Origin of the sequence: Iodobacter arcticus (assembly GCF_042664895.1) — a bacterium.
Lineage (GTDB): Bacteria > Pseudomonadota > Gammaproteobacteria > Burkholderiales > Chitinibacteraceae > Iodobacter > Iodobacter arcticus.
Map to the genome: position 1 here is coordinate 1 of NZ_JBHTBQ010000006.1, position 19,130 is coordinate 19,130.

At 50.4% G+C, this 19,130-nt stretch carries 13 protein-coding genes; 6 read left to right on the plus strand and 7 right to left on the minus strand.

Annotated features, from left to right (window positions below; translation table 11 throughout):
- The 7 genes from ACFQNF_RS02835 to ACFQNF_RS02865 all read right to left on the minus strand — a co-directional run.
- Positions 1 to 2,540: retention module-containing protein (locus ACFQNF_RS02835; protein WP_380185930.1), on the minus strand; the 2,540-nt coding region annotated here is incomplete at its 3' end.
- A 154-nt stretch (positions 2,541 to 2,694) separates the two neighbouring features.
- Positions 2,695 to 3,297 carry a response regulator transcription factor gene (locus ACFQNF_RS02840; protein WP_380185932.1) on the minus strand — a complete coding sequence of 201 codons (603 nt, stop codon included), beginning with the start codon at positions 3,295 to 3,297 and terminating at the stop codon, positions 2,695 to 2,697.
- Entirely contained in the window at positions 3,294 to 4,715 is a 1,422-nt protein-coding gene (locus tag ACFQNF_RS02845) for an HlyD family type I secretion periplasmic adaptor subunit (protein WP_417448716.1), read from the minus strand. The genes ACFQNF_RS02840 and ACFQNF_RS02845 overlap by 4 nt, the downstream gene beginning before the upstream one ends.
- Positions 4,716 to 4,717: 2 nt before the next feature.
- Entirely contained in the window at positions 4,718 to 6,901 is a 2,184-nt protein-coding gene (locus ACFQNF_RS02850) for a type I secretion system permease/ATPase (protein ID WP_052746827.1), read from the minus strand.
- A 108-nt stretch (positions 6,902 to 7,009) separates the two neighbouring features.
- The gene (locus ACFQNF_RS02855) at positions 7,010 to 8,401 is read right to left on the minus strand and encodes an FAD-binding oxidoreductase (protein ID WP_380185936.1); all 1,392 of its coding nucleotides are present in this window, start codon (positions 8,399 to 8,401) and stop codon (positions 7,010 to 7,012) included.
- Positions 8,398 to 9,336, minus strand: a complete 939-nt coding sequence (locus ACFQNF_RS02860) for a homoserine kinase (protein WP_380185938.1) — start codon at positions 9,334 to 9,336, stop codon at positions 8,398 to 8,400. The genes ACFQNF_RS02855 and ACFQNF_RS02860 overlap by 4 nt, the downstream gene beginning before the upstream one ends.
- A 9-nt stretch (positions 9,337 to 9,345) precedes the next feature.
- Positions 9,346 to 9,663 carry a DUF2782 domain-containing protein gene (locus ACFQNF_RS02865; RefSeq protein WP_380185939.1) on the minus strand — a complete coding sequence of 106 codons (318 nt, stop codon included), beginning with the start codon at positions 9,661 to 9,663 and terminating at the stop codon, positions 9,346 to 9,348.
- Positions 9,664 to 9,922: 259 nt separating this feature from the next.
- Here ACFQNF_RS02865 and polA point away from each other — a divergent pair, with 259 nt between their 5' ends.
- The 6 genes from polA to ACFQNF_RS02895 all read left to right on the plus strand — a co-directional run bounded on the left by polA (position 9,923) and on the right by ACFQNF_RS02895 (position 18,818).
- A complete protein-coding gene (polA, locus tag ACFQNF_RS02870; protein WP_380185941.1) occupies positions 9,923 to 12,718 on the plus strand; it encodes a DNA polymerase I in 2,796 nt (931 codons plus the stop codon).
- Positions 12,719 to 12,859: 141 nt separating this feature from the next.
- On the plus strand, positions 12,860 to 14,668 hold the full coding sequence (locus ACFQNF_RS02875) for a type IV pilus assembly protein FimV (protein WP_380185942.1): 1,809 nt from the start codon (positions 12,860 to 12,862) through the stop codon (positions 14,666 to 14,668).
- A gap of 193 nt (positions 14,669 to 14,861) precedes the next feature.
- Entirely contained in the window at positions 14,862 to 15,806 is a 945-nt protein-coding gene (gene hemC, locus ACFQNF_RS02880) for a hydroxymethylbilane synthase (RefSeq protein WP_380185943.1), read from the plus strand.
- Between the two features lie 5 nt (positions 15,807 to 15,811).
- Positions 15,812 to 16,579: a uroporphyrinogen-III synthase gene (locus ACFQNF_RS02885; protein ID WP_380185945.1), complete on the plus strand. Its 768-nt coding sequence runs from the start codon at positions 15,812 to 15,814 to the stop codon at positions 16,577 to 16,579.
- Positions 16,576 to 17,616: a uroporphyrinogen-III C-methyltransferase gene (locus ACFQNF_RS02890; RefSeq protein WP_380185947.1), complete on the plus strand. Its 1,041-nt coding sequence runs from the start codon at positions 16,576 to 16,578 to the stop codon at positions 17,614 to 17,616. The genes ACFQNF_RS02885 and ACFQNF_RS02890 overlap by 4 nt, the downstream gene beginning before the upstream one ends.
- A complete protein-coding gene (locus ACFQNF_RS02895) occupies positions 17,613 to 18,818 on the plus strand; it encodes a heme biosynthesis HemY N-terminal domain-containing protein (protein WP_380185948.1) in 1,206 nt (401 codons plus the stop codon). The genes ACFQNF_RS02890 and ACFQNF_RS02895 overlap by 4 nt, the downstream gene beginning before the upstream one ends.
- Positions 18,819 to 19,130: the final 312 nt, after the last annotated feature.

The following is a 19,130-nucleotide window of genomic DNA, read 5'->3' on the forward strand; positions in this document are numbered from 1 at the left end:
AGAATGCCACCGGTGGCGCTTACTCCACCGATGGTTAGTGGGACTGTTTCTGGAGTGATTTCAACCAAGGCATCATCAACCGTTGGTAGAGTCACTGCGAAACTAGTGACACCTGCTGGAACAGTGATCAAGCCCGTTGTGGCGTTGTACGTCACGCCGTTACTGAAGGTGGCGGTGCCGTAATCGGCGGTTGATGCGGTGCCACCACCCAAATTAAAGGCGTAAGTCTCAACCTTGGTCGTTGCTGTGCTCAAGGTCACGTTGAAGACCAGATTATTGCCTTCAACGACGTTGTCATCCGCCACACCGGGATTGCCGACTTCAATGCCGGCAATGGCTGGGCTGTCGTTATCTAGAATGCCACCCGTGGCTGAAACGCCACCGATGGTTAATGGCACAGTTTCTGGACTGATTTCAACCAAGGCATCATCAACAGTTGGCAAGGTCACTGCGAAACTAGTGACGCCTGCTGGAACAGTGATCAAACCTGTCGTCGCGTTATACGTCACGCCGTTACTGAAGGTGGCGGTGCCGTAATCGGCGGTAGATGCGGTGCCACCACCCAAATTAAAGGCATAAGTCTCAACCTTGGTCGTTGCCGTACTCAAGGTCACGTTGAAGACCAGATTATTGCCTTCAACGACGTTGTCATCCGCCACACCAGGATTGCCGACTTCGATGCCCGCAATGGCTGGGCTGTCGTTATCTAGAATGCCGCCAGTGGCTGAAACGCCACCGATAGTTAATGGCACGGTTTCTGGACTAATTTCAACCAAGGCATCATCAACCGTTGGCAAGGTGACGGCGAAGCCCGTTACGCCTGCGGGAACGGTAATCAAGCCAGTAGCAGGGTCGTAAGTGACACCATTACTAAAAGTTGCACTGCCGTAATCGGCGGGGCTAGCAGAGCCCCCACCTAAATTAAACGCATAGGTTTCTGGTTTTGTTGTGGCAATGCTGAGCGTAACGTTGAAAACAAGGCTGTTGCCTTCAACCACATTGTCGTCCGCCACACCCGGTGTGCCCACTTCGATTTGGCTGATAACGGGATCATCTACGGGTGTAATGGCAATCGTTAGGGTGCTGCTGCCTGTACCTCCCAATGGATCGACAACGTTATAGGTAATCACAGGCACAGGGCCGTTGTAATTATTGGCCGGGGTAAAGGTGTAATCACCATTAGGGGCAATAATCAGCGTACCAACACTAGGGATAAGGGCGGGCTGACCAGTCGTGAATGCATCGGGCAAGCCTGCAATAGTGAAGCCTGTAACGGTTAAAGCGCCATCAGGATCGCTATCGTTGCTCAGCACATTGCCTGTGGCAGGTGTGTCTTCGAGCACGGTTGCGCTATCTGCTTGTAAATTAGCCGGATCATCAACTGGTGTAACAGTCAGCGTTAGCGTGCTGCTGCCTGTACCTCCCTGAGGATCAACCACGTTGTAGGTAATCACAGGCACTGGGCCGTTGAAGTTGTTAACAGGGGTAAAGGTGTAATCACCATTGGGGGCAATAGTTAGTGTGCCAACATTAGGGATAAGGGCTGGCTGGCCAGTCGTGAATGTATTTGGCAAGCCTGCAATAGTGAAGCCTGTAACGGTTAAAGCGCCATCAGGATCGCTATCGTTGCTCAACACATTACCTGTAGCAGGCGTGTCTTCGAGCACGGTTGCACTATCCGCTTGTAAATTAGCCGGATCATCAACCGGCGTGACGGTCAGCGTTAATGTGCTGCTACCTGTTCCACCCACCGGATCCACAACGCTGTAGGTAATCACAGGTACAGGGCCGTTGTAATTAGTAAGCGGTGTAAAGGTGAAATCGCCATTGGGTGCGATGACCACGCTGCCCACATTGGGAATGCTGGCTAACTGGCTGGCAGTAAATACTTCTGCCAGACCAGCCACAGTAAAGCCTGTCACGGTGAGCGGGCCATCAGCGTCTGCATCATTGCTTAGTACATTACCTGCAATAACAGCGCCTTCTGCACCACTCACATTGTCTGGCCCTAAAATAGCCGGATTTGGGCTGGCTTGAACAGGCAAGGCGGTAATCAGAGGTAAATCAAGCGTACCTACATCAGACCCGGCAAAATTAAAAGCCAGTGGATCAACGCCTTCTGTAATACGGCCTAATTGCACAAAGGAATGCCCATCCTCAGCACCTGCGCCACCTGCCAAGCCCGCCGCGGTTGCTTCTAATTCTGTGCTTAAATCCTGACCGCTGGCGATAGCTGCAGCAATTTGATCAGTTGAAGCATTCAGATCAGCAATCGCTGCCGAGGCCGTATCGACCGGTGCACTACCCAGCATTTGGGCATCAATTTGTACTGTTCGGTCTCCGCCAATTTCGAGCAGCTCGCCATTAGGCATCAGCAGCTGCACTCGCCCATCGACCGAGGTCACAAAGATTTCATTCTCATTCAATTGCTGGCCTTCTTTTAAAGGCACTGACTTCCCTGTTGCATCTCTCAAAAAAGCACTGCCATTGATATTGACAACAGTAGCATGAGGTTTGCTTACACTAATTTGCTCGGCCATGATCGCTCAACCATTGAATAAGTTAGGCTTCAGGCTAGTCCCATAACAATTGAATTCCTACTGTACCTAAGTACAGCAGCATATGCCGCCGATCAGAAAAAGGCCCCGTATCAACGGGGCCTTTCTGTATGACTTACGCTGCGGCATCAAGCACTTAGCGAATTCCTTTCGCCAACAATGCAAGTTGCAAGCGATCACTCACATTTAGCTTTTCAAAAATCAGGCTGAGGTGAAACTTAACCGTCCTTTCGGTAATACCTAATTCACGGGCAATATCTTTATTTACGCTGCCATTGGATGCTAGCTGCGCCACTTCGCGCTCTCTGGCCGTTAAGGGCGCCATCCAAGCTTGAGTATCTTTAGGCACAAACAACTTATTCATTGATCGAATCAGCGCCTGCAAAATAGCAGGGCCAGCCCATACTCCTCCTGCAATCACGACGCTCAAAATAGCTTGAAGAGATTCACTCGAAGCATAAGCATGACAGTAACCACGAGCACCAGCCGTTAATGCCGCCAAATGCTCCGCATCGCTTGGTGTTGAGCTTAAAAAAATAACCTGATTAGATAAAGTGTAGGTCAGCCAAATCATATCGCTCAGCACAGGCAAGCCGGGTTTGGCCAAATCAACCAGCACCACACGATCTGATACCTGATTTAACGCAGATAAAGCATCCAACCTCAAAAAATCTTGTTGAGTGCCTTGCTGAATATGAGCAAACAAGGAGTCATCGGCAGTTAAAATAGAGAAGTTCATCGCTCAGTCAACGCATTAGATTTTGCTCGGAGTACCGGTTTCAACAGATAGGACAGCACCGTCTTTTTACCAGTCAGAATATCAACTTCGGCCACCATACCCGGAATAATGGGTAGCTTTTTATCCCCAGCCTTCAAAAAACTGGCATTCGTTCTTACTTTTACAATATAAAAAGCGTTCCCTTTTTCATCCACCACGGTATCTGCACTAATGTGTTCCAGCTTTGCATCAAGCCCGCCATAGATAGAGAAATCATAGGCAGTAAACTTCACAATTGCTGGCGCGCCAGGCCGCAAAAAGGCGATATCTTTCGGCAAGATACGTGCCTCCAGTAATAGCGCGTCATCGCCTGGCACAACTTCAATAATATCCTTACCCGGTTGCACCACCCCACCCACGGTATTTACTTGCAACTGCTTCACCGTGCCATTTACGGGAGAGCGGATTTCAGATTGCTTTACCCGATCAGCCAAGGCCACGCTGCCCTCGGTAAGGCTGTTGAGCTTGCCGACTGTTTCACCTAATTCTGAGCGAGCCTGATTTCTGAAAACCAGCTCTACTTCACGGATTTTGCTGCCTGCCTCGCTCATTGCCGATTGAATACGTGGGATTTGTGATCCTGCGGAATCTCGCTCACCCAAATAACGCGATACATCACGCTCTAAGCGCAAGACTTCCACATCAGACACCGCGCCACTTTTCAAGAGCGGCTTGGTAGCTTCCAGCTCACGCAAAGTGAGCGCGTAGCCCTGCCCTGCTTGCTCACGCCTTGCACGCGCTTCATTCAGCTCTTGCCCACGCTGCACCAGCTGCTGCTGTGCACCACTGATCAGAGCATTCATTTCAGCCTTGCGGGATTCATACAAGCCCCGCTCCTGAATCACAATCTCAGGTGATTCTGCTTGTACTTCGGCAGGAACAATAAAGGGCAAACCAGAAGACAAAGCCTCAAGACGTGCAGCCTTGGCTTTCAAAGATAAATATTGCGCACGATTTTCTTTAAGCGATGACACAAAGCGTGTTGGATCAATCGTCACCAGTAATTGGCCCATTTTTACCTGCTGGCCTTCTCTGACTAAAATCTCCTTAACAATCCCGCCATCCAGGCTTTGAATCACCTGAATCTGCCGTGAAGGAATCACCTTGCCTTCGCCACGCGTTACTTCATCAATTTTTGCAAAGCCAGCCCAGAGCAGCACAACCAGCACGGTAAATGCCGAAGTCCAGACTAAAACTCTGGCTCCGCGAGGACTTTGCTCAACAATGACCCAATTGGCATCGGCCACAAAATCGCTATGATCGACCATCGTGTCGGCTTCGCCGCGAAACAGATAGCGATCAAACCAATATGAACTTTGGCTCACTACTTTTTGCCAGTTTTTTTTCCAAAAACCGGGCTTTGTGCTTTCAATCTGCATCATCAGCTGGTCCTGCCTATTCTGCCCTGCTGTAACGCCTCAATCACCTGTGCCTTAGGCCCATCTGCCACTACTTGGCCTTGGTCTAACACAATCAAACGATCGACTAAATCGAGCAGTGAGGTACGGTGCGTCACCAATAGCAGTGTTTTTTGCATCACATATGCTTTTAAGCGTGCCTTTAGTTTTTCTTCAGACAAATGATCCATGGCACTGGTTGGCTCATCGAGCAACAACATCGGTGGATCATTCAACATGGCACGAGCAATAGAAACCGTTTGCCGCTGCCCGCCCGATAAGGAATCTCCCCGCTCGGCAATCAACATATCAAAGCCACGCGGGTGCAGATCTGAAAACTCCTTCACCCCGGCCAGCTCAGCAGCGGCCAAAATACTGGCGTCATCCGCAAACGGTGCACCCATCGCAATATTCTGGCGCAAAGTACCGTAAAACAAGATGGGCTCTTGCGGCACATGGCCGATGGCGCGGCGCAGCTCTGCTGGATCGATTTGCCGGGTATCCACACCATCAATCAGCACCGCGCCTTCTGTAGGGTAATAAAGGCCAAGAATCAGTTTTTCTATCGTGGTTTTACCCGAGCCAATCCGGCCAATAATGGCCATTTTTTCACCGGCTTTTAATTTAAACGATACATTATTAAGTACTTTTTCATCGCTACCGGCATAACCAAAGCTGACATTTTTAAACTCGATATCCCCCCGGAACGATTCACGGTGCAAGAAATTACTGTCTGCCGGCCGCTCAACCGGCAACTTCATATGCGATTCAATACCAGCCAAGGAAGTGCGTGCGTTTTGGTACTGCATCAACAAACCCGCCACTTGCCCAAGCGGCGCTAAAGCTCGGCCTGACAACATAGAAGCGGCGATAATCCCCCCCATCGTCACCATATTTTCGGTGAGTAAATACACCCCCACAATAATCACAACCACGCTCACCAACTGGCTAATCAGCGAAGCAAAATTAACCGTGGTTGATGAAAGCAATTTAAGTTTTGAGCCTACTTGCGCCAGAAAATGCGTTGAACGCTCCCAGCGGCGCTGAAACTCACTTTCTGCCCCCATCACCTTAATTGTTTCAATCCCCACCAAGCCTTCAACCAAGGTGGCATTACGCTGAGCCGATGCGCGCTGTGTAAGCTCAACCATTTCCTGCATTTTGTCTTGGGCAAGCAACGTAAACACCACCACTAACACAATTCCTACCATGGCAGGCACCGCCAGCCACGGAGAAATCCACACCATAACCAACAAGAAAATCAGCACAAAAGGTAAATCAACCAAGGTGGTAATCGACGCCGAGGCGATGAAATCACGCACCGATTCAAACGCCCGCAAATTAGCCACAAATGAGCCCACCGATGCAGGGCGTGCCTCCATACGCAGGCCCAAGACCCGCTCCATGATCAAGGCAGATAAGGTGACATCAATGCGCTTGGATGCCACATCAATAATGTGGCCGCGAATCGTTCGCAAAATAAAATCAAAACACAATACGGCCAATGCGCCAATCGCCAACACCCACAGCGTTTCCAGGGCATGATTGGGGACCACTCGGTCGTATACATTCATAGAAAACAGCGGCATGGCCAAAGCCAAAAGATTAATCAGCAAAGCGGCCAGCAGGGCATCACGATATAAGCGCCAGTTATCCTGCACCACCCCCCAAAACCAGTGACGGCTACGCACCGAGCCATGCTCGGGCGCGCGCGTTTCAAACCTGAATTTAGGTCGGACAAAAATAACAATCCCGTTATGCGATTCGGCCAATGTTTCTGCATCAATCAGCTCAGAGGATTCACCCGTTTCCGGAAAGCAAACGCGGGCCAGCCCTGCTTCGGCCCACTCTAGCAATAAGCAAGCACCACGATCTTTTAATAACAAAATAACAGGGAACAGACTGGTAGGTAGTTCCTGTAAGGAACGGCGCACCACGCGGGCAGACAAACCCGCCCGAGCCGCCGCACGCGGCACGAGGGAAGGTGACAATAAATTATCTGTAAGCGGCAAACCTGCGGACAAAGCCTCACAGGTCCACGGACTGCCATGAATGCGTGTTAGCTCGGCTAAACAATCTAGAAGGGGATCAAAACGACTCTGATGTTCACCAACACGCCAGTCAGGACGCTCAGTCGCTTTAAAATGGCTGGGATTGGACTCGCTCATGCCTGATTCATTTTAGTAGTTATGAAAAGTAATTCTACGCATAATGTAAGTTAATTCATATACACAATAGACCGAAACTTAATATATAAGAAAATGATTACATAATATCTAATCGATAAATACTTTACCCGGGTTCATTATTTGTGCAGGATCAAACACTTGTTTTATTTTCTTCATCAGCGCTAATTCTAAAGGATTTCTATATTTAGCTAAATGATGGCGTTTTAATTGCCCAATTCCATGTTCTGCACTGATACTGCCATTGTGATCTGCAACACATGAATAAACAATATCATTGACCATAGGCTCATCTGCATATAAAGCAGACGTTTTATCTGTGCGAAAAACGTTGTAATGTAAATTGCCATCGCCTAAATGTCCAAAAGCAATAATTACCGCATCATTAAATGCCAATTGCAATTGATGCCCGCATTCATTTAGAAATGCCGGGATATTTCCCACTGGCACACTAATATCATGCTTGATACTTACACCCTCTCTGCGTTGCGCTTCGGGGATATGCTCCCTCAACCGCCAAAAATCCTTCGCTTGCCTGCTATTTTGCGCAAGCAAAGCATGATCGCAGCCCATAATATGTAAAACTTCAGCAAGCTGATCTGTCAGTACATGGCTATCCCCGCCATCTGATAACTCAACCAGCACCGCCCACTCAGGCAAAGGGCTAAAAGGGTGAGGCAAATTCGGGCATTGTTTAGCCAATAATTCAAAACAGGGCCGGGAAATCAACTCAAAAGACGTCACCCTATCGCCTACTGCGGCTTGCACTCCGCGCAGCAGATCCACCGCTGCGGTAGGATCATCCACCGCCACAAGTGCCGTTGCATGCGCCGTTGGCAGAGGATAAAGCCGCAACACCGCCCGGGTAATCACGCCCAATGTGCCTTCTGATCCTACAAACAGCTGCTTTAAATCATAGCCTGTATTGTCTTTTCTTAAACCCCGCAAGCCATTCCAGATTTCGCCACTGGCCAGCACCACCTCCAAGCCCAGCGTCAGCTCACGCATATTGCCGTAACGCAAAACATTAACGCCGCCAGCATTGGTTGCCAAAGCACCACCAATCCGGCAAGAACCCGCAGCGGCCCATTCCGCCGGAAACAGACGATTCGCCGCCCTTGCCGCCGCCTGCACATCGGCCAGAACGGCCCCTGCTTCAACCGTAATGGTGTTGTTATCTGCATCAACTTCCAGTACCTGATTCATCCGCTCCAGCGATAAAATCAGTGCAGCACCCGAAGCATCAGGCGTTGCTCCACCGCATAAGCTGGTATTGCCTCCCTGAGGAACAATCGCCACACCATGCCGGGCACACAATTGAACAACAGCAGCCACTTCAGTGCTGGAGCGCGGCCTTGCCACAGCCAGTGCAGCCCCCTGATAACGGCGACGCTGATCTAAACAATAAGCCGCCGTATCCTTACCTGTTAAAACCCCGGCGGCATCCAATAAATAATTCAGCTCATCGAGAAAAATCTTCACAGCCAGAAATCCTGACGTTCTGCATGCGCGCTAATCACCCGCTGAAAATGCAGTGGATCTTTAGCAAAGGTCATTTCGCCTGCCGCGGGCTTATGAAAATCATACAAGCGGGAAACCCAGAAACGCAGTGCTGCAGCACGCAATAACACGGGCCAAGCCGCAATTTCGTCAGCTTGTAGTGTGCGAACCGCTTGATAGCCTTGCAATAAAGCGCTGGCACGCTCCGAATCAATATCTCCAGATTCTGTAACACACCAATCGTTCAGTGTAATTGCCAAGTCATACAACAAGGTGTCATTACATGCGTAGTAAAAATCAATAAAACCACCCACATGATCGCCATTTAATAACACGTTATCTCTGAACAAATCAGCATGGATCACGCCCTGCGGCAGGCCATCAAAATGATGCTCAGCTTGCAAGCTCAGCTCGGCCCGCAGCTGCTCTGCATCAGCCTTATCCATCAAATCAAATAATTGCGGCGCAGTTACATTCCACCAATCAGCACCACGTGGATTACTCATTTGCCCGCGATAGCTACGTGCCGCCAAATGCATTTGCGCCAGCATTTCCCCAACTTCGGCGCATTGTGTTGCATTCGGCTCGTCTACCACCGTACCGGGCACGCATTGCACTAACAATGTTGGGCGGCCATTCAGCACATCCACATATTGATCATCCAGATTAGCAATCGGCGCGGCCACGGCAATGCCATGATGAGCGAGATGGGCCATTAAATTGACATAAAAAGGCAATTCATCCGCAGCCAGATTTTCAAATAATGTCAGCACATAACGACCGTGCGTCGTTGTTACAAAGTAATTGGTATTGGTAATGCCAGCGGCAATACCTTTAAGCTCCAGCAAGCTGCCAATGGAGTAACGCTTCAGGAAGGGACCGAGGTCTTCCGCAGTCACGGTAGTAAAAACGGACATAGATTCAACTCAAAATTCAAAAATAACCCAACGTGGCACAGATAAATTACTACCACCCAAATCATCGCTGCGATCAAAACGCCCCTGCCCTTCCTTATCTACCAAGAAGTAAGGGGGGCCAACTTTTGGCGTTACTTTCACCATATAAAGTTTCCCTCGCAAGCGATACTCAGCAATCGTTGCATCTGATTTTTCAATCACGCGCACTTCCGGCGCTTCCAGCACTTTGCCCTCGCTTTCTGTGGCAGGTAATGGAGGCGGTACGTCGCTAGGTTGGGCTGCGTAGACAGAGCTACTTACTAATAGGCTAAGTAAAATCAGGCGCATGGTGTGGTTTCCTTTTGAGACCAGCACGAGCTACTTGCTCGAGTCTGGTTTATTCTTTACAGCGGGCAGCGCAAGTAACGCTTTTTATGAGCAGATATCTAGATCTAAGCTGACACATTAAACACAACGGCTCAATAGCTTAGGCCTTATAATACGCTGGATTTATTGATGGCTTAACATCAAAGCCAAACAATGGCTTAAGCCAAGATCACAAATACCCCGCTGTTTTTCTTACACCAAGTATAGAGAGTTTCATCGCATGGCGACCCTGCTTTTAATTGACGGCTCCTCCTACCTCTACCGAGCCTTCCATGCGATCCGTGATCTGGCAGCTCCAGACGGCACGCCCACCAATGCTTTGTACGGCTTTGTTAATATGCTGAAAAAGCTGCGTCAGCAAACACCAGCCGATTATATCGCCTGCGTATTTGATGCCAAAGGCAAAACCTTCCGCGACGATTTATACAGCGAATACAAGGCGCATCGCCCATCTATGCCCGATGAATTGCGTGTGCAAATTGCGCCGATTCATGCCGCAGTGAAAGCATTTGGTATCAAGATACTGATGGTGGATGGTGTAGAAGCTGACGATGTGATTGGTACACTTGCAAGCTGGGGTACAGAACACGGTATTACTACCATTATGTCCACCGGCGATAAAGATATGGCACAGCTGGTTAATCAATATGTGCGTATCGAAAACTCGATGACCGAAGAAGTGCTCGATATCGAAGGCGTCATCAATAAATTTGGCGTGCGCCCTGAGCAAATTGTCGATTACCTCGCACTGATTGGCGATACCGTAGATAACGTACCTGGCGTACCAAAATGCGGCCCAAAAACCGCAAAAAAATGGCTCGATGAGTACCAAACACTCGATGCCGTGATGGCCAATGCAGATGCCATCAAAGGCGTAGTGGGTGAGAATTTACGCAAAACGCTAGAATGGCTGCCCATGGCCAAGCAGCTGGTCACCATTAAATGTGATCTAGATTTAAGCAGCGAATTACCACAGCAATTTGCCGATCTTGAACCACAGCCCGAAGACTGGAACACGCTGCTGGGTATTTTCCGCCAAGCTAACTTCCGCAGCTGGATCCGCGAAGCAGAAAGCAAAGCAGCTGCGGCTTCCATTCCAGCCCCTGCCAGCGACGATTTATTTAGCTTGGTAGCAAGCAATAGCCCTGTTAGCAAAGAAGAAGTGAAAAGCAGCGCCCCAGTTTTCGAAGTTGTCGAAACACCACGTCCACCTGTAGAGCGCAACTACCAAACGATACTGACAGATGCCGAGCTAGACAGCTGGCTAGCGCAACTGCTAGCGGCTCGGATCGTATCGCTCGATACCGAAACCACCGGTTTGGACGCTTTAAACTCACAAATAGTCGGCATGTCGTTTTGCATCAGCGAAGGCCACGCCGCCTACTTGCCACTCGCCCATCGTGGGCCAGATGCTGTCGATCAACTACCGCTGGATGCCACACTCGCCAAGCTTAAACCTTGGCTAGAATCCGCCGAGCATAAAAAACTCGGCCAGAATTTAAAATTCGATCAGCATATTTTTGCCAATCACGGCATCGCACTGGCGGGGGTCGAAGACGATACGCTGCTGATGTCTTACGTGCTGGCCAGCCACGAAAAACACAGTATGGATGCGCAAGCCGAGCGCGAGCTGGGCATTGCCACGATTAAATTTGAAGAGCTGTGCGGCAAGGGCGCTAAACAAATTGGCTTTGATGAAGTTGCCGTCGATATCGCCAGCACTTACGCCGCCGAAGACGCCGACATTACCTTGCAACTGGCCCACGCTCTGCTGCCGCGACTGACTGGCGGGCTGGCCCATGTTTACCGCGAAATCGAAATGCCATCACGCAGCATCTTGTTTGAGATGGAGCGCACTGGTGTGTTGCTCGATAGCCAGAAACTCAATCAGCAAAGCCATGAAATTGGCCTGCGCCTACTGGCACTCGAGCAAAATGCTTACAATTTAGCAGGGCAGCCGTTCAACCTATCCAGCCCCAAGCAAATTGGCGAAATTTTCTTTGAGCAGCTCAAGCTCCCCGTGATCAAGAAAACCCCCAAGGGCGCACCCTCTACCGATGAAGAAGTGTTGCAAGAGCTGGCTAAAGACTTTCCGTTGCCTAAAGTGCTGCTCGAGCATCGCTCACTGTCCAAGCTGAAATCGACTTACACCGATAAACTGCCGCTGATGGTCAACCCACGTACTGGCCGTGTGCATACCAGCTATAACCAGACTGTTGCAATTACGGGACGTTTAAGCTCGAGCGAACCTAATCTGCAAAATATCCCAGTAAAAAGCATGGAAGGCCGCAAGATTCGTGAAGCCTTTATTGCGCCAAAAGGCTGGCAAATTATGTCCGCCGATTACTCGCAAATCGAGCTGCGCATCATGGCGCACCTATCTGGCGATGAAGCGATGATTGCCGCGTTTAACTCCGGTGAAGATATCCACCGCACCACCGCCGCCGAAGTATTTGCCGTGGCGCTTGATCAAGTCAGCAGCGAGCAGCGCCGCTACGCCAAAAGCATTAACTTTGGCCTGATTTACGGCATGGGCGTATTTGGCCTTGCTGCCCAGCTGGAAATCCCGCGCGACGCCGCCAAAAACTTTATCGACCGCTACTTTGCGCGTTTCAACGGTGTGGCCCAATATATGGAAAACATCCGCGCCAGTGCCAAAGAATATGGCTATGTAGAAACCGTCTTTGGCCGCCGCCTGTGGTTGCCAGAAATTAAATCCTCCAACGCAGCCCGACGCGCCGGAGCCGAACGCGCCGCAATTAATGCACCGATGCAAGGCACAGCAGCTGACTTGATTAAGCTCGCTATGATTAATGTCGCAGACTGGATTAAAGCGGAGGGCCTGCAAAGCCGTTTAATTATGCAGGTACACGATGAGCTGGTGCTAGAAGTCCCCGATGCAGAAGTCGAAATGATGCGGGAACAATTACCGCTTAAAATGTCGGCAGCCGCCAAGCTCACCGTGCCCTTGCTCGCAGAAGTGGGTGTTGGGCTGAACTGGGAAGAAGCTCATTAAAATTGCGCTCTCTTTGTCAGCCCTAAGTAAATAGTCTACAGTCCAACTAAATATATAAATTACATCTACATGGCATTAAACGGCTCATATTAATCGATGATAACCCCCCCCCTCCTAAGCAGACAGCGTTTTAGCTGCAAAATGCTGTGTTTGGCTCTGGCTTTAGCTTGGAGTGGGTCTGCTGCGGCCCTCACTCTAGGGGAATTATCTATCCAATCCGCAGTAGGCCAACGATTTCGTGGCAGTGTGAGCTACCAGCTCTCACCTGAAGACGGCTTGGCCGAAGACTGTAGCAAACTCAGCATCACCGCCCCAAACAACGATCTGCCCGGAATTGGCCAAGCAACACTGCGCCTGCAAAGTAAGGAGCGCGCGGGGCGAATTTTGATTCAATCCAACGATGCCGTTTATGAGCCAATGGCAGGCTTCAGCATTAAAATGGAATGCAAAGGGCAGCAGCTGCAACGCAGCTATACCGTATTTTTAGACCCTGCCCCGCTTAATCTTCCAAGTGTTGCAGAAGACAGCAGTCAAGCCGCAAGCCCTAAAGCCACTCCGGCGCCGGTACGCAGCCGCCGGGCCGCAGCCGCAATCATCAAGCCTGATGGGCAAACAGCCCCCCGCAGTGCGCTCAAAAACACCACCACGCCCGCACCTAGCGTGGTAATCCCCTTGCCCTCAAGTAACGGACAGCTGCGAATTGAAAGTGAATTAAGTCTTAAAAACCAAGCGCCTGCGGTGCTGAGCCCGGAGGAGCTAAAAACCAAAATAGCCATGATGCAAAGCTTGCAAGAGCAGTTGCAATCAGAAATGGCCCGCCTACAACAATCCATGCTGCACCTGCAAACTTTAAGTGGTGCCAGCGTAGCCGTCAGCAGCTCCAGCCCTGCACCTGCGGCCACATTAAGCATCAGCAATAGTGAAGCAATACTGCCTTCCGCCACGCCTGCTCCACCCCCCGTTGCACCCAAACGGCTGCGCGTTAATGAATCCGCTGGCAACAATAGCTGGTGGATGGCCGTTGTTCTTGCTTTATTAGCGGCAGGTGCCGGATTTGGCCTATGGCTGCGCCGCAAAAAAAATCAAAACACCTGGGATGCTGATGCAGAAAGCGCTATCTCCCAAGTGTCCCGCACGCATAATGCCAAGCCAGCCAATGCACAGCAGGCTGAGCATTCCTTATTTAGGCATAGCCAGCTTTTTTATGGCGGCATTGAAGTTCAGGAAGAAGACGGCAGCGCCACATTAGAGCGAGCGCAACTCTTGGTGGCTCAAGGCGAAACCGATCAGGCGATCGAGCTTCTGTATCACACCATTGAAGAAAACGAAGCAAACAACGAGCCGTGGCTGCTGCTGTTCCGCGTATTACGCCAGCAAGGCATGAAAACAGAATACGCCCAGCTTGCCAGACGCTTCCACGATTTGGGGGGCGACGCAGATGATTGGGCTTTAGTACGCAATATTGGCTATCGCCTTGATCCGGACAATCCACTCTATAGCGCTCATCTCGACGAAGCTAAAGCGGCCGATCCCGCCCAGATGGCCATTAAAGAAGTTCATGATGAAATCACCATCAAGCCAACAACAACCTCGCTTGCTAAACCTGTAGCCAGTGAGCCCGCAGAAATCGTGATTGATACTGAACCACCACGCGAGCAAGATGCCATGCTGATGGCGTTTTTGTCTCCGGCTGCAGAAGTTGAAAATAATTTGCCACAAACAAACGCACCGCAAATCATCTCGCTCGACCTGCCATCACTGGAGTTTTCTCCCCCGGAAGAAGAAAACAGCCCTTTGGATATATCATTGCTAAACAATGTTATCGAAGAAGAAACCATCGAAGCATCTGCTCCCGACGAGAATGCAGAAGCATTCGAAGAAATTGATTTAGTCGAATTAGAAATCGAGCTTCAGCCTCCGCTGTCGGTCTTTGAGCCGCGTAAAAGCTAATCGCACCCAAACGGGCTAATCTACCCCGCCTTACTGTATTTTTTAAGCCATTCAACCACGCTGGCATCGTGCAATTGCAATCAGCACCCCTAGAAAAAAATTTACAGCCACTAAGTTCCTACTCCGCTCCAAATCTAGCCATCAGCTAATGATAGAATGCGCCCTTGTTGCAATCATGCTAAAGGATACGCAAGTGACTCTCCCTAATCGCCTTGTTATCGCCACCCGCGAAAGCCCGCTTGCGCTCTGGCAGGCCAACTATGTTAAGGCGAGGCTTGAGGCGCTTTATCCAGCGTTGCAGGTTGAATTGCTCGGTATGACCACGCAGGGCGACCGGATTTTAGACGTGACACTGAATAAAATCGGCGGCAAAGGTTTATTTGTTAAAGAGCTGGAAGCCGCCATCGAGGAAGGCCGTGCCGACCTTGCCGTACATTCTATGAAAGATGTGCCAATGGTGTTGCCAGAGGGCTTTACGCTGGCCGCGATTGGCGAGCGGGAAGACCCGCGCGATGCCTTTGTTTCTAATCAATACGATTCGCTAGATCAATTAAGCGCTGGCTGTATCGTCGGCACATCCAGCTTGCGCCGCGAATCACAGCTACGCGCCCGTTTTCCGCATTTAGTAATTAAACCGCTGCGTGGCAATGTGGGTACTCGCTTAAGCAAGCTGGATGCCGGTGAATACGATGCAATTATTCTGGCAGCAGCAGGGCTGATTCGTTTGGGCTTATCCAGCCGGATTAAAAGCGCTATTTCCCCTGGAGACAGCCTGCCATCCCCCGGGCAAGGCGCATTGGGAATAGAAATCCGCAGTGATCGTGAAGATTTAAAAGCACTGCTCGCGCCTTTAAATCATCCGGCAACAGCGGCCTGTGTTACTGCAGAGCGCTCCTTATCACGCCGCTTAGGCGGCTCTTGCCAGATTCCATTAGGCGCATTTGCCGAAGAAGACGATGGCTTTTTACGCCTGCGCGCCTTTATTGCCAACCCGGATGGCAGCGATATTATCTATGCCGAAGGCAATGGCTCTTTAGCGGCAGCGAATGGCTTGGGGCTACAAGTGGCCGAATTACTTTGCACCGAAGGCGCAACAGAGATTTTAAAAAATCTGGCTGCTGCGGCTGCCGCAGAATAATGCAAATGCTCAGCGGTTTACGTTTGTGGGTAACACGGCCCAGCCAGCAAGCAGCTGGCTTAATCGGCTTGCTGCACGCCGCTGGCGCAGACGCAATAAGCTTACCCTTATTAGAAATCGCGCCTCCCGCCGATCCAGCCCCGCTGCGTACTGCACTTGCCAATATCGGGCAATTTGATTTAGCCGTTTTTATCAGCCCATCTGCGCTCGATGCGGTATTTGAGCAATTACAGCAGCCGTGGCCAGCGGGCTTGGCGGTGGCCGTAGTTGGCCCGGGCAGCGAGAAACGCGCTAGAGAGCTGGGCATTCAGGATGTGATTTGCCCAGCGCTGCAATTTGATAGCGAAGGCTTGCTGCAAGAGCCCAGAATGCAGGTTTTGCAGGGCAAAAAGCTGGTGTTATTTCGCGGAAATGGTGGGCGTGAATTATTACCAAACGCCTTACAAGAGCGTGGCGCACTACTTACTTTAATTACCGCTTACCAAAGACAACCGCCCTGCTTTGATTTAGCACGTTTAACGATGGAATTAGCGACAGGCTGTAATGGCATCGTCATATCCAGTTCAGAAGCGGCGCAACACTTATTTCACCTAGCTGGAGGTGAGGCGCGGCAAGCGTTACAATCACGCTTATATTTCGTGCCTCATCCGCGCATCGCAGAGACGCTGAACGCTTTGGGTGCCAAACAAATAGTACTTACGGATGCAGGGGATAGCGGTATTTTGCGTGGCATATGTCAACACTTCACAAATCCCCGCCAGGAATCAAAATGACTCAGGACACTTCACAAGACTCGCTCGCGGCAGTACTGCAAACGCCTAACCGTCGCTTTGTACCCCAAACGGCCGTGGTGCTTAGCAGCGTGGCCCTTATTGCCACAGCGGGTGTTTGGCTCTATCAGCAGCAGGCTATGGAGCAATTCAAGCTTGAAGTAAGCCGTCAGCTGGCCGCAAATAAAACCGGCTCGGCCGAGTTTAACCAGCAGCTGGCCAACAGCGCAAAATTGCAGGAGCAATTCAGCGCTAAACTTTCGCTCCTTGAAGCCAAGCAAGCAGAATCACTCAGCCAGCAGCAAGCGCTAAATAATATGTACGAAGCGCTCACGCATAATGAAACACATCGTGCCTTATCCGAGATCGAGCAAATTCTGGGCTTTGCCAGCCAGCAATTGCAATTAGGCGGTAATGTAAATGGCGCCCTGCTTGCGCTGTCTAATATCGACCAAAAGCTTGTCCAGCTCAACCGACCAGAGCTCATCAGCGTGCGCCAAAGCATTACCCGTGATATTGATACGCTTAAAGCCCTACCCTATGTGGATGTGATCGGCATTAGCGCCAAGCTCGACAGCCTGATTTCTGGTTTAGAAAACTTACCCTTAGCCATTGATGGCTATCGTCAGGCTGCGCCGAAAATTAAAGAATCGACCAGCAGCACCGCATTACTCCGTTTTTCTGATGAAATCTGGCATCAGCTCAAACAGCTGATTCAAATTCGCCGTATGGATAAACCCGAGGCCATGCTGCTCTCTCCTGAGCAAAGCTTTTTTCTACGTGAAAATATCAAGCTAAGGCTGCTCAATGCCCGCACATCCCTGCTGCTTAAAGACGAAACTAGCTACCGCAGTGGTATCAGCGCTGCCCAACGTTATTTAGAACAATATTTCGACAAAAAAGCACCGCAAACAGCCACATCAATTGCCACGTTAAAGCAACTGTCTTCACAAGACCTGGTGATTAAGCTACCCGAGCTGGGCGCTAGCCTTGCAGCCGTTCGCAGCGCCCGCACCGTAGCAGAAAGGGCTAAGCAATGAGAATCCTGCTTTGGATCATCGCTTTATTTGCACTGGCTGTGGGCCTTACGCTGTTTGCCCAGCTCAATACCGGCTATGTGCTGGTGTTTTTGCCGCCGTGGCGCATTGAAGTATCACTCAATGTCTTTGCCATGCTCACGCTGATCAGTATTACCCTGCTGTATTTGCTGCTGCGCGTAATCGCCGAATTAGGCGGCTTGCCCCATCAGGTTAAGCAATACCGTGAACGTCAAAAACGAGAAGCTTCTATCCAGCTTGAACGCGAAGCGCGCTTAGCGTTTTTTGAAGGCCGCTACCAGCGTGCCGAGCGTTTGGCTGGTGAAGCGCTCAATCATAGCGAAAACAACGATGCCTATGCAGTAAATGCCCTGCTTGCCACACGTGCCGCGCATCAAATGCGCGATTTTGCCCGCCGCGATCAATATCTGGAAAAACTCCAGCAGCGCTTTGGTAATCAACATTTACCTGCCGCCATGATGGCTGCCGAGCTTTACCTGGATGAGCGCCGTTATGCCGATGCAAGCAATGCACTCGCCGCCGCCAAACAGATTTCTCCAAAGCTTACTGCTGCTTTGCAACTAGAGCTGCGCTTGCGTTTACGTGAAGAAAATCCCGATGCGGTCTTACGTTTGGCAGAGCAGCTAAGCAAGAGCGAGGCACTGGATGCCGATCAAGCCAGACGAATTCGCAACCAAGCCTACTTGCTCAAACTAAAACAGCAGCCCTTATCTTGCCAGCAGCTCAAAGACTGGTGGAATAAGCTCCCTAGTGCAGATAAAGCATTGCCGCAGCTGCTTGAAGCCGTTGCAGACAGCTATAAGAGCCAGGGTGAGCCCGCTTTAGCACGCACCTTGCTCGAAGAAAGCTTACACAATGAATGGTCGAGCACCCTAGCTGGCCGCTATGGCACCTTAGGCTTAACGGGCGAAGCGCTGATCTCTCAGCTGCAACAAGCTGAGCTATGGCTCAAGCAGCATCCTAAAGATCATTTACTCCTGCTTACCTTAGGGCGGCTCTGCCGGGCAAGCAGTCTATGGGGCAAGGCGCAGACCTATCTGGAAGCCAGCATTGCAGTACATCCAACTGCAGTGGCACATTCAGAATTAGCCGAATTACTCGATTCCTTAGATAAAAATGATGCTGCCAGCCAGCACTATCGTGCAAGCTTAGCCTTGGCATTACCGCAAGCCAGCTTGATCTGAAGTGATTGTTTCAGGCAAGAAAAAACGGCTGCATTGATATCAATGCAGCCGTTTTGCTTATTTTAGACCTTACTTTTTCTGTGCGGGTGGCTGAGATGGTTTTACATCGCCAGAGAAAGTAATCCAAGCAAACGGTGATGAGCTTTTATTGCGCTCAAAAAAATTAAGCTCGGATGATTTAGGAGGAAGAGTAGGTACAACGGGTTTACGGACTTGCGTATGACTTAGCATTTTATTGCCCCCGAGTAGTATGCATTAGCACATTACACGATCATAACACAATACATTGTAACTATTAACCAATATTTGACT